Here is a 12,234-nt window from a genome sequence, read left to right on the forward strand (position 1 = left end):
GCCGCCGGTTATCTGGACCCCAACTATCGCGATTTTCCGGCGAGCCAGTCGGTCAGTTTCTTCAGTTGCTGTTCGGCATCCCCGCTGCCGGCGGCGACCGCCCGCCGGTACCATGCGGCGGCCTGCTCCGGATCGGGGGCCAAGCCGCGGACATGCAGCCGCTCATGCACCAGCGGGTCGTGGGTCCGGCCGAGCGCGAGGGCCGCCTTCGCATTCCCGGTTTCGGCGACCATCTGGTAATAGAGCCGCGCGCCCGCCAGATCGCCCTGGGCGAACAGGTCGTCGCCCCGCTTCATCAGCGCCGCCTCCGGAATGTTGGACGGCAGCTTGGCCGGTTTGTGCACCACCTCTTCCCGCTTCTCCGCCCGCGGCGGCTCCGGTGGAGGAGCGGCCACCGCCGGAACGGCGGCGAGGGCGACGGTGGCCGGCGGGGGAGCAGCCTTGGCGGCGATCTGCGGCTCCGGCGGCGGCTGAACGGCTGCCGGGGCCTCGGCCGGCGGGTCGGCCGGCGGAGCGGCAGAAGCGGCTTGCTGCTCCGGCACCGGGGTGGCCGGTGGGTCGGCTGGCAGACTGGCCGGTGCCTCGACGACCTCCGGTTCGCTTTGCGGCGGCTCCGGCGGTACAGGCGGGGAGGAGCTTCCGGACACCGCCGGTTCCGCCATGTCCGGCTTTACCGCCGCCTCCACGACCTGCGCCGGGTCTCCCTGCGACGAGCCCCCCTGCGCCGGAGGGTTGGCGGCAGAGTCGGCGGCTGCATCGGCGACCGCAACAGCTTCGGCAATCGGCACCGCCAGCGTCACCGCCTGTCTGGCGACAACGCCGCCGCCGTGATCGGTCACCGCCGTGATGTGCAGCGTCAACGGAGCGGCAATTTCGGGCGGCACGCTCAGGGTCAGGTCGGACAGGTCCTCCTGCGGCACCTTCCAGGCCCCGTCGCCGCTCCGCTGGCCCCGCGACAGGCTGGCACCGTCCGGCAGATTGTCGATCAGGACGAAGGTGACCGCCTCATATTGCGGGTTCGGCTGGCCGTAGGGAGAGGTGACGACGATGGACAGCGGGATCGGCTGCCCCGGCACGCCGCCCGACGTCTGAGCGGCGACGAAGGGCATCAGCCGCCAGTCGGTCGCCGCCTCGCCGGATTTCGGCAGCACCGTCGTGTGGGTGGCGACGGTGTCGACCTGCCGGGCGTTGTTGCCATGCGGCTTCTCGCGCACGACAAGCCAGGAGTCGAGCGTGCTGTCGGCCCCGCCATCCTCGCCCGGCGCCTCCCCGGCCGCCAGCAGGCAACAGCCGTCGAGCCGCCCGGTCACCCCATCAAGTTGCATCGGCAGCGCCAGAACCGTCAGCACGGCGAAGCAGGGGCGGACGCTGCCGGAGCCCGGGAGCAAGGACTGCCCGGCCTCCCGTCCACGGCGGCGATGCAGAAAATCGGCATGGGATAGGAAACGGCGCAGAAAACGGGGCTGCGTCTCGCGCATGTGGTATCCTCCCAGACAAAATCCCTCAAAAACCCGCCTCGCCGGCAGATCGAATCCGGGACTTTTGAAAGACATGCGGCGATGTTTTACGCCGTCGATTGTTTCGAATTATTTGTTATCTTACCGATCTCTCGGGATCGTTTTATTTTAAGTGACAACCAAAGAAAAACAACCATCCCGTAGAGGGCGTTTCCCGTTTTGCGGCAAAGGGAGGATTACTTCGTAATCTTCGGATCCGCATCGGGCGGAGAGGTTCCGAACCCGGCCGCAGCATCCACCGCCGGAACGGGGTGCCACCACCGGTCGTGGCCGCACCCCGTCTTGTGAAGTGATGAAAAAGCGAAAGGCGGCTCAGCGCACCCTGGCCGGGTTTCCCATCACCGTGGCGCCGGCCGGCACGTCGCGCGTCACCACGCTTCCGGCACCGACGATGGCGTCGTCGCCGATGGTGACGCCCGGCAGGATCAGCGCAGCGCCGCCGATCCAGACATTGCGGCCGATGTGGATGGGCCGCCCGAACTCCAGCCCGGCCTCGCGGGTGGCGAAATCGCGCGGGTGGTCGGCGGTCAGGATTTGGACGCCCGGCCCGATCTGCGTCTTGTCGCCGATGGTCACCGCGACGACGTCCAGGATGACGCAGTTGAAGTTGAGGAAAACCCCGGCGCCGAGGCTGATGTTGTAACCGTAATCGCAGTGGAAGGGCGGGCGGATGACCGCTCCCTCGCCCACCGCGGCGAACCGCTCCAGCAGCAGCGTGCGCCGGTCGCCGGCAGGCAGGGCGAGTGCGGCGTTGTAGCGGACCATCCACTCCTTGGCGGCGACCTGATCCGCCTGGATTTCCGGGGCCGAGGCGTCATAGAGATCGCCGGCCAGCATCTTTTCCTTTTCGCTGCGTCCATCGGACGTCTGCATCGCTCATCTCCCAAGTCGCAGGCCCGCCAGCGGTTGTCCGCCGGGGGCCGGGCGATTAGAGCAGATGTCGAACGGCCATGCGCCGACGCTTGAGGATGACCGGCACCCCGCACATGGCGCGCCCTGGTGTGCGCCATCCTCGCAAGGCGCGACAAACTTATACTTGTATGTATCTCATAATTATGTCCTTAAAAATGTATCTTTCTCTTGAGAACAACCTTATGCGCAATTAACGTGATCCTCATACGCGCATTAATTCAACCTCACGGGCGAGTGCGCGTGTCTACGCTCCCCGGTCACGTGCAGGAGGATTGAGCAATGAAAAAACGGTTTGTTCTGGCGTTCGCTTTTGCCGCCGGCCTGTCGGGTCTGTTCGCAACCGCGGCGTCGGCGGCGACTTATGTCTGCGCCTCCGAAACCAACTGCGATAATTATACTCCGATCACGGCGACGCAATTGGCGCTGACCGCACCCGATACAACGATCACCGTCCAAATGGCGCTGCAGCAATCGGCGGACGAGTCGATCAAGAATGGCTACAACAGCGTCGCGAAGACCGACCTAGGCATTACCAAATGGTGGCACAAGGGCGGCAGCACGACGCTCGACCAGACCTATTATCACATTACCGTCAGAATCTACAAAGACAACAAGTGGACCAAAACCTGCCACGCCTATGCCCTCAACATCGGCACGAGCACACCGAAATATCAGGCGACTTGCCAGTAACTGCTCAATCGTTTCTGGTCACTTGCATAGGGCGGCAAGCGGCCGGACGGACGCGCCCGCCGATCGAGGGCAAGCGTAAAGCCCGATGCGTCAGGCTTTACGCTCGACAGCGTCAGCCTTCGCCCTGGCCGCTGCGCGCACCCAGCAGCGAGCTGCGGCGGCGGCGCAGCTCGACGCTCTGGCCGGGGGAGATCGGCAGGAACTCCTTCGGTCGTTCGTCGCTGCCGGCGATGGCGCGGAAGGTGGCGGCGTTCACCTCCTGCACGACGTTGCCGCGGCGGACCTGATCGAGGAATTTCTGGCTCGGCATCATGATGTATTCGATGTCGTTGATGCGCCGGCCATCCTTGGACACCGTCTTCTCGACCTGATCGAGGATGCCTTCCTCGACCAGCGAATCGACGGCGGAGGTCACGGTGCGCAACGTGTCGCGCCGCCGGCTCCACTCGTTCATGCCGCTGTTGTTGATGATGTCGTCGGCCGACAGCGTCATCGGCGGCACATCGTGAACGCCGTCCGGCAGGCGGCTGAGGTCGAGGTCGCCATATTCGATGGACAACCGGTTGTAGAGCCAGCGCGCCACCGGGCTCTTCAGCCGCATGATCCACTGGTAGGAGATCGGCTTGAATTCCAGGTTGCGGATCGCCGAGGCGACCAGCGCGTTGAACTCCAGATAGGTGTCGTTCTCGTCCTCCTCGCCGCCCTCGCCGGTGCGCGGCCGGATGTAGAGGGTGGGGAAGACCGAGGATTCCAGCACCGGCCGCGCCGACTTGCGGCCGTTCTCCGGCATCTTGCTGATGATCATCCGGGTACGGGCGAGGATTTCCAGCGCCTCGCGGATTTCCGCCGTGTCCATGGTGCGGTTGACCGCACGCAGCTCCCGCCGGATTTCGTAGAGCGAGAAATGGACGCGGACGCGGTCCTGCTTGTCGCCCATCAGCGACAGGCGCGAGCGGTCCATGGCGAGGCGGCGCACCACCTGCTCGACGATCTGCTCGCGCTCCGACGGGAACACCTCATACTCGACCATGCGCTTTTCCGCCGGATCCTCGCCGGGGCCGGGCTTGGCCGGGCGGTAGATGCGGGCGGGCTGCAAGGTCAGCGAGAACAGGGCGTCCTTGAAGGGAAACTCCTTGTGGACCGACTGGACGAACGCGTTGGCGGCCGGCAGCTCCGGCTCGGTCCCCCGGCCTTTCGACACGAACACGAATCGCGGTGCCGTGTCGTAAAGCGCGATCATATGGGACTGACTGCGATCCTCCATCTCGAACAGAGTCAGCTGGACCGCGTTCGCCTTGCTCATGCCTCATCCCTCCTCGCCACAGGCCACGATAGGGGCTGGCATCGGATGGAGGCAACCGGCGGAGAGGACTGAAGCCCGAGGCCTGTGTCCCATTTGGCCGCGCTTGTGTAGGAATTGGCCGCGCCTGTGTCCCGAATGCCCGCGGTTGGACCGGAGCGCTCCCGCCCAACGCCGCCGGATCGGCCCCGCCCAGCGCGAATCGCGGGCGGAACGACGAAGCGCGGGCATTCGGGACACAGACTCGGGTTCGCCGATTCCGCCGCACCACGGCGATGAAACGCGGGCAAATGGGACAGTCCCGGACACGGCGGACGCCAAACGCGAGCATTCAGGACACAAGCCGGGCCGCCCAGCGTGTGACGGACCGCCCAACCGCGGGCAAATGGGACCCAATGGAACCGAATCCCCTCTCCCCCCTGGGGAGAGGGGCAGGGTGAGGGGGACGCAAGGCGAGGATTCTCGGGAGAGCGCGCGGGAAATCCCCCTGACCAATCACATCACCATGGATTTTATCTAACAATCGCAATAGCTTATATCGCATCCTGCTCCACAAGAGGGAACAGCACGCCGCCCCCGCCCCGCAAGCTCAGCCCAACGACAGTCCGCCCTCCGAACCGCGAGCAAGTGGGACAACCTGTCCAGGGGACCGGCGGCGCGAATCCAGCGAAGCGCGGGCAAACGGGATCGGATCCGATTCGCAGCGCTAGCGCGACCAAAGCCGACCGAACCGCGGGCAAAGGCGACAGGGTCGCGGGTCGATGGGACAGAATCGCGGGCCAACGGGACACAAACGACTCTGTCCCATTTGCCCGCGATTCGACGGCCGGCACGACCGGCGGAATCCTTGCCCGCAAGTTCACCGGCCATCCGGCAGCCTCACCCGCTGGCCGCCGGCCGTTTCCCATGTCTTGCGGAGTTTCCCCATGTCGCCCAAATCGTCGCCATCCACATCGCCCCCATCCGACGGGCACCCTCTCGACACGCGCCGATGGGGCCGGATTCCCGCCTGGTGGCTCGACCATCCCGGCTTGGAGGCCGACGGTTTCGCCGTCCTGGCGGCGCTCGCCACCTTCGCCGACGACAGCGGCCTGTGCTGGCCGTCGCAATCGACGCTGGCCGCCAAGCTCAAGCGGTCGCGCCCGACCGTCAACCGCATCATCCAGGCATTGAGCGACCTCGGGCTGGTCGGCATCGAACATCGCCGCGGCCGCGATGGCGCCCGCCTGTCCTGCCTCTACCGCCTGCGCTTCACCCCGCTGGACGGCAGCGGGCCGGATACGGAACAGCGGGATGCCGCCGCCGAACATCGCCCTGTTCCGGCGGCCGACAGGGATGACTCCGCCACGCACATCCCCTGTCCGCCGGCGAGTCAGGAACAGGTTCAATTCAAACAGATTCCGGACTCGCTCGCTTCGGGCGAGCACACGGGGACACAGGCGGGCACGGAAGCGGGCGCTCAGTCACGACCGCAGGAGGTTCCGGAAGGCTGGATGCCGACCGCCGACGATCTCGCCTGGGCCAGGGCCCGCCATGCCGAGATCGACCTCGGCCGCCATGTCGAGGGCTTCATCCTGCGCTGCCGGGCCCATGGCTACCGGTACCGCGACGTCTCCTCCGCCTGGAGGGCATGGCTGTCGCAGGACGCCGCCGTCGGCAAGGCTCCCATCCTCTCCGGCAACCGCCCGGCCTTCGCCGCACCCGCCCACAAATCCGTCATGACCGAACAGCGCCTCGGTGCCTGGAGTGCAGCCGCCGACGAACTGCGCCGGCGCTCCACCACCGCTCCCGCTTGGCGATGAAGGGACGACCGATGACCGCAGGATCCAGAAGGGCCGCCCCCGGCAGGGCGACCGTCACCGCTTTGTCGCGGCCCCACCTTCCAACGTCGCCGGCCGCCGCCTTCGACCCGACCCTGCCTGCGCCCCAGCGCCGGATCCGGCTGACCGCCGCGCTGCCGCCGCCGCTTCAGGAACTGCTGGCCCAGGGCCGCACCGACCGGCGCCCGCGCTTCGGCGAGGATGGCTTCGACGGCATGATCGAACAGTGGTTTCCCCCGGCAGGCGTCACCGCCGCGCAGGCGTCGCTTGCCCGCCAGACCCTGGAGGAGCTGTCCGGGACCGTGCTGGCCCCGGCCGATTGCGACCATCTGCTCGGCCGCGTGCTGACCCTGCTCAGCCATTTCCCGGCCAAGGGTCTGTCGCCCGAGGTCGAGCGGATGATGGCGCTCGACTGGGCCGAGGATCTGGGGGAATACCCGGCCTGGGTGATCGACGCCGCCGCCCGCCACTGGCGCCGCAGCCGGAAATGGCGCCCCTCCATCGCCGAGATGCGCGCCCTGTGCGAGGAGCTCTGCGCCCCGGAACGCGCCCTGGCCGACCGGCTGCAAGCCCTTGCCGACGCTGTACCGTGCGGAGCGGCGGCCCCGGATCCGCGGGCCCCGAATCCGCAGGCCCAGGATCCGCGGACACTGGCGACGGGAGCGCTGCGCCGCATGGGATAAAGCCGGCCGCAATCGGCCTGCGGTGGAAGCGCTGGACCCGCGGTCCATATTAAGCGGCCCGTCCGCTTCCTCATGCCGACCGATGCCCGACACCTCCGCTCCGATGCCGCCGTCCGCCGCCCGTTTCGGCTGGTGCTGCCAGTATGTTCCGCCCGATGGCGATGCCGGACTTGCCAAGCGCATGAATCCAGGCACCGTCACCATCGCGACGTTGAGCAGGCTGAGCCCGGCCCGTGCCGAGGAAAAGCTGACGGAGGTCCTGCGCCGCAACCTCCAGGCCCTGCATCTGCAGCTGGACGAGGTCGCCCGGCATCCGGCCTACCGCCGCCTGCTGCGCGTCAACAGCGGGCTGCTGCCGGCCTACACGCACGAGGTCGGACGGCCGCTCTACCGCCAGCCCGGCGTCCAGGCGCTGGTGCGGAACGGGCTGGAGCATGCCGGCCGCAAGGCGATGGCGGCGGACATCCGCATCGGGCTGCACCCGGACCAGTATTGCGTGCTGAACAGCGCCAATCCCTCCACCCTCGACAATTCCGTGGCGGAGCTGGAGTACCATGCCGACATCCTGCGGACGATGGGGCTGACCGGCGGCTGGCACCCGCGGGGTGCGCACGTCAACATCCATGGCGGCGGGCGCGGCGAGGGGATCGCCGGCTTCCGCCGCGGCTATGCCCTGCTGTCGGAGGAGGCGCGCAACCTGCTGACGGTCGAGAACGACGAGATGTCCTTCGGCCTGGACGATTTGCTGCCGCTGGCCGATACGGTGCCCATCGTGCTCGACCTTCACCACCATTGGGTCCGCACCCAGGGTGAGTATCTGCGTCCCGACGATCCGCGCATCGCCGTGGTCGCCGGCTCCTGGCGCGGGGTGCGGCCGGTCGCCCACATCAGCGTGTCGCGTGAGGATCTGCTGGCCGGCTGGCCGGCCGACAGCCTGCCGGACTATGCCGCCCTGGCGGCGCGCGGGCTGACGACCAGGGATCTGCGGGCGCATTCGCAGCGCATGTGGAACCACGCCGTCAACCGGCTGGTGGCGGAGCATCTCTCCTGGGCCGATTTCGAGGTGGAGGCCAAGGCCAAGAACCTCGCCGTCGACGATCTGGAGCAGGACGCCCTGCTGAGCGGCGCCATCTCCGCCCCGGCCTCCGCCGGCCCCTGATCACCGGCCCCCGATCGCCGGTCTTGACCCACGGTTGCACTCAACTACTCTGTTGCCGACGAAGGACGAGAGGTCGAGGGTGGGACGTGGCGGACGATAGCCGGGATGATAACCGGGCCGATGACCAGGACCAGAACCTGGGTGCTCTGTCGCAGTTGCAGGCGATGCTGGACACCGTGCCCGACGGGGTCGTCATCATCGACGACCGCGGCCGGATCACGTCGTTCAATCCCGCCTGCGAACGGCTGTTCGGCTGGGCCGCGGCGGAGGTGGTCGGCCGCAACGTCAACATCCTGATGCCCGCCCCCTACCGCGAGGAGCATGACGGCTATCTGGAGCGCTATCACCGCACCGGAGAGCGCCGGATCATCGGCATCGGCCGCGAGGTGACCGGGCAACGCAAGGACGGCTCCTGCTTCCCGATGGATCTGTCGGTGGGGGAGGCGAGCCAGGACGGCCCGCCGGTCTATATCGGCATCATCCGCGACCTGACCGCCTCCCGGCAGGCCGAGACCGCGCTGCGCGAGCGCGAGGCGCGACTGGCCTCGATCCTCCAGACGGTGCCGGAAGCGATCATCGTCATCGACGAAAAGGGGCTGATCGAATCCTTCAGCCCGGCGGCCGAACGGCTGTTCGGCTATGCGGCGGCGGAGGTGGCCGGGCGCAACATCAGCATGCTGATGCCGTCCCCCTACCGCGAGCAGCATGACGGCTATCTGGAGCGCTACGGGCGGACCGGAGAGCGCCGGATCATCGGCATCGGCCGCATCGTGTCGGGCCAGCGGCGCGACGGCTCGGTCTTCCCGATGGAGCTGGCGGTGGGGGAGGTGCTGCTCGCCGGCCGGCGCTGCTTCACCGGCTTCGTCCGCGACCTGACCGAGCGGCAGGCCACCGAGCGGCGCTTGCAGGAACTCCAGTCGGAGCTTCTGCATGTCAGCCGGGTCAGCGCCATGGGCCAGATGGCCTCGACGCTGGCCCACGAGCTGAACCAGCCGCTGACCGCCGTCATCAACTACGCCAAGGCCGCCAAGCGGCTGATGGAACGCCCGGAAACGGTGTCCAAGGCGATGGACATGGTCGACAAGGCGAGCGCCCAGGCCACCCGCGCCGGCCAGATCATCCGCCACCTGCGCAGCTTCATCGAGAAGGGCAAGACCCACCGTTCCGTCGAATCCCTCAACAAGGTGGTGGAGGAGGCGAGCGCGCTCGCCCTCGTCGGCGCCAAGGATCGCGGCCTGCATGTGCGCTTCGATTTCGAACCGGCCGACCCGCAGGTGCTGATCGACAAGGTGCAGGTCCAGCAGGTGATCCTCAACCTCGTCCGCAACGCCATCGAGGCGATGGGCGGCGCGCCGGGCGGACAGCGGGTGCTGACCGTCCGCACCGGCCCCGAGCCGGCGGACGAGGCTTTCCGCCGCGTCTCCGTCACCGACAGCGGCCCCGGCGTGCCGGAGACGGTGCGCGCCCAGCTGTTCCAGCCCTTCGTCACCACCAAGAGCAGCGGCATGGGGCTGGGCCTGTCGATCTGCCGTTCGATCATCGAAGCCCATGGCGGCCGCCTGTGGCTGGAGCCGGCTGCCGATTTGCCCACCGAATCGCCGGCCGAGCCGCCATCCACCGGCGCCAGCTTCGCCTTCACCGTTCCCCTTTCGACTTCCCTGTCCGCATCGGATGCCGACGATGCCAGCTGACGCCGTATCCGACATGACCGCCGACCTCACCGTCTTCATCGTCGACGACGACGACGCCATCCGCGATTCCCTCCAAATCCTGCTGGAATGCGCCGGCTTCCGGGCGGAAAGCTTCGACACCCCGCTGGGCTTCCTGGAGTCCGATGCGCCGTCGCGGCCGGGCTGCCTGCTGGTCGATGTCCGCATGCCGCAGATGAGCGGCCTCGACGTGCAGGAACGGCTGACCCGCGACGGCCACGCCATCCCGGTGGTGGTGATGACCGGCCATGGCGACGTGCCGCTCGCCGTCCGCGCCATGAAGGCCGGCGCGGTCGACTTCGTCGAGAAGCCGTTCGAGGAGGAGGCGCTGCTCGCCGCCGTCCGCTCCGCCCTGGCCCGCGCGGCGGACAGCCGGACGGCACAGGATCCCCCGCCGGTCGCCGTCCCGGAACAGCCGGCTCCCCCGCCCGCCGCCTCCGCCCCGCCCGAGGTGCTGGCCCGCCTGTCGGCCCTGACGCCGCGCGAACTCGACGTGCTGCGCTGGCTGGTGGCCGGAAAGTCGAACAAGGTCATCGCCTTCGAGCTGTCGATCAGCCCGCGCACCGTGGAAATCCACCGCGCGCGGGTGATGGAGAAGATGCAGGCCGACAGCCTGCCCACCCTGGTCCGCATGGCGATTGCCGCCGGTGTCGTGCCCGGCGGGGGCTGATCTGCATCAAAAGCGCGCCGCATACGCATTGCTCCGTATATCGGCGCTCCCGGCCTCCTTTTATCTTCCATGACGCGCCGCACCGTCGGCGCCGTTTGTCTGTTATGGAAGTTCGGAGGCCGTCATGGATCGCCTGGGCAATGAGTCGGGCAACGAGCCCGGCAGCGGGCCAGGCAGCGTGTCCGGCGGGATGCCGGGTGCCGGCATCGTCCACATCGTCGATGACGATGAGCCGGTCCGCGACTCGCTGAAAGCGCTGCTGGAAGCCTTTTCCTTCGATGTGCGGGACTTCTCGTCCTGCCGCGAATTTCTCGACCGCTACGACGGAAACCCCAAGGGCTGCCTCGTTCTCGACCTGCACATGCCGGTGATGAGCGGGCTGGAATTCCTGGAGCGCCATCGCGGCGACCTGCACGGCATGCCGGTCATCATGGTGTCCGGCCGCGGCGACCCCGCCACCTTCGCCCGTGCCCGCGAGGCCGGTGTCATCGCCGTGCTGGAGAAGCCGTTCGACGAGGACCAGCTGATCGACATGCTGAACGGCCTGATGCCGGCCGCCGCCTGATATGTAGGTACACTTACGTACGCAAACTTCCTTAGGTACATCACCGAACTGCACAGGCCGGCAGGGGAAAGTTAGCTTCGGGCCATCGGATGCACACCGGACCAGCCGGACCGCATCGCACCGTCAAGGCCGAGGTCACCATGTCCACGCACGCCGCCATTGCCGCTCACGCCAACCGCGCCGTCCCTGGTTACCTGGTCTCCGCCCTGGCGATGACGCCGAGCGCCGGCCTGGGCGCAGGTGTCGGCGCCGCCATCCAGCCGCGCAACCCCGCCGACCCGCTCGCCAGCCTGGGCCACGCCAAGGTCTACGAGCGTGAGACCACGGTCTTCACCGAGGGCGATGCCGCCGGTTCGGTGTTCCGGGTGATGAGCGGCATGGTCCGGCTCTACAAGATGCTGCCCGACGGCCGCCGCCAGATCATCGGCTTCCTGCAGGCCGGCGACATGATGGGTCTGGCCTTCGCCGCCCAGTATCTCTACACCGCCGAAACCGTGACGGCGACCACCATCCAGCGCATCCCGCGCCTGGAGCTGGACGCCCTGATGGATGCCCAGCCGGCCTTCGCCCGCAAGCTGCTGTCGGCCACCACCTCGGAGCTGATGGCGGCGCAGGACCAGATGGTTCTGCTCGGCCGCAAGACCGCCGCCGAGAAGGTCGCCACCTTCCTGCTGCGCCTCAGCGACCGCAAGTGCGGCGGCAAGGGGGATGGCAAGGGAGATGATCGCACCATCGACCTGCCGATGGGCCGCAGCGACATCGCCGACCATCTCGGCCTGACCACCGAAACCGTGTCGCGCACCCTGACCAAGCTGAAGTCGAGCCGCCTGATCCGCATCCTGGTCGGCGGCAAGCTGGACCTGCTGGACCGCGACGCCCTGGCCGACCTCGCCGGCGGCTTCTGACCCCCACCGCATCCTTTTAAAAAATCTGGCCGAACATCGGGCGCTCCAAATGATTTTTGAGCGTCCCGGAGCGCGGCGGCGCGCCCGGACGGCGCCCTTCCCCCACATCACCGCGACGGCGTCATCGCACGGGCCGCGGACAGCAAGTGGATGATGACCATGACCGTTAAAACCCTTTCCGACCTGAACGCCCTGATCGCGCGGGTGAAGGCGGCGCAGGCGCGCTTCGCCGACTACCCGCAGGAGAAGGTCGACCTGATCTTCCGCAGCGCGGCGCTGGCCGCCGCCAACGCCCGCATCCCGC

General features: G+C 67.8%; 11 protein-coding genes. 8 read left to right on the forward strand and 3 right to left on the reverse strand.

Annotation, left to right across the window (positions count from 1 at the left end; genetic code table 11):
• Window positions 1–23: 23 nt before the first annotated feature.
• Both VH569_RS23405 and VH569_RS23410 read right to left on the reverse strand, forming a co-directional pair.
• Window positions 24–1,388 carry a hypothetical protein gene (locus VH569_RS23405; RefSeq protein WP_423318355.1) on the reverse strand — a complete coding sequence of 455 codons (1,365 nt, stop codon included), beginning with the start codon at window positions 1,386–1,388 and terminating at the stop codon, window positions 24–26.
• Window positions 1,389–1,829: 441 nt separating this feature from the next.
• The gene (locus VH569_RS23410; protein ID WP_423318357.1) at window positions 1,830–2,390 is read right to left on the reverse strand and encodes a sugar O-acetyltransferase; all 561 of its coding nucleotides are present in this window, start codon (window positions 2,388–2,390) and stop codon (window positions 1,830–1,832) included.
• 318 nt (window positions 2,391–2,708) lie between these two features.
• Here VH569_RS23410 and VH569_RS23415 point away from each other — a divergent pair, with 318 nt between their 5' ends.
• Window positions 2,709–3,119 (forward strand): hypothetical protein, encoded by a 411-nt coding sequence (locus tag VH569_RS23415; RefSeq protein ID WP_423318359.1) that lies wholly within the window; start codon window positions 2,709–2,711, stop codon window positions 3,117–3,119.
• A 112-nt stretch (window positions 3,120–3,231) separates the two neighbouring features.
• On the opposite strand, the gene VH569_RS23420 is transcribed toward VH569_RS23415, so the two are convergent.
• Window positions 3,232–4,422 carry a plasmid replication protein gene (locus VH569_RS23420; protein WP_423318361.1) on the reverse strand — a complete coding sequence of 397 codons (1,191 nt, stop codon included), beginning with the start codon at window positions 4,420–4,422 and terminating at the stop codon, window positions 3,232–3,234.
• A gap of 923 nt (window positions 4,423–5,345) precedes the next feature.
• On the opposite strand from VH569_RS23420, the gene VH569_RS23425 reads away from it, so the two are divergent.
• The 7 genes from VH569_RS23425 to VH569_RS23455 all read left to right on the forward strand — a co-directional run bounded on the left by VH569_RS23425 (window position 5,346) and on the right by VH569_RS23455 (window position 11,930).
• Window positions 5,346–6,221, forward strand: a complete 876-nt coding sequence (locus tag VH569_RS23425; RefSeq protein ID WP_423318363.1) for a helix-turn-helix domain-containing protein — start codon at window positions 5,346–5,348, stop codon at window positions 6,219–6,221.
• 11 nt (window positions 6,222–6,232) lie between these two features.
• Window positions 6,233–6,922: a hypothetical protein gene (locus VH569_RS23430; RefSeq protein ID WP_423318365.1), complete on the forward strand. Its 690-nt coding sequence runs from the start codon at window positions 6,233–6,235 to the stop codon at window positions 6,920–6,922.
• Window positions 6,923–7,004: 82 nt separating this feature from the next.
• Window positions 7,005–8,081: a UV damage endonuclease UvsE gene (locus tag VH569_RS23435; protein ID WP_423318367.1), complete on the forward strand. Its 1,077-nt coding sequence runs from the start codon at window positions 7,005–7,007 to the stop codon at window positions 8,079–8,081.
• Between the two features lie 86 nt (window positions 8,082–8,167).
• Entirely contained in the window at window positions 8,168–9,772 is a 1,605-nt protein-coding gene (locus VH569_RS23440; protein WP_423318369.1) for a PAS domain-containing sensor histidine kinase, read from the forward strand.
• Window positions 9,762–10,460 (forward strand): response regulator transcription factor, encoded by a 699-nt coding sequence (locus VH569_RS23445; protein ID WP_423318371.1) that lies wholly within the window; start codon window positions 9,762–9,764, stop codon window positions 10,458–10,460. The genes VH569_RS23440 and VH569_RS23445 overlap by 11 nt, the downstream gene beginning before the upstream one ends.
• A gap of 124 nt (window positions 10,461–10,584) precedes the next feature.
• Entirely contained in the window at window positions 10,585–11,025 is a 441-nt protein-coding gene (locus VH569_RS23450; protein WP_247879936.1) for a response regulator transcription factor, read from the forward strand.
• A gap of 140 nt (window positions 11,026–11,165) precedes the next feature.
• The gene (locus tag VH569_RS23455; protein ID WP_423318374.1) at window positions 11,166–11,930 is read left to right on the forward strand and encodes a helix-turn-helix domain-containing protein; all 765 of its coding nucleotides are present in this window, start codon (window positions 11,166–11,168) and stop codon (window positions 11,928–11,930) included.
• Window positions 11,931–12,234 lie beyond the last annotated feature (304 nt).

This window comes from Azospirillum sp. 11R-A (genome assembly GCF_049472615.1).
In the GTDB taxonomy this organism is placed as follows: domain Bacteria; phylum Pseudomonadota; class Alphaproteobacteria; order Azospirillales; family Azospirillaceae; genus Azospirillum; species Azospirillum palustre.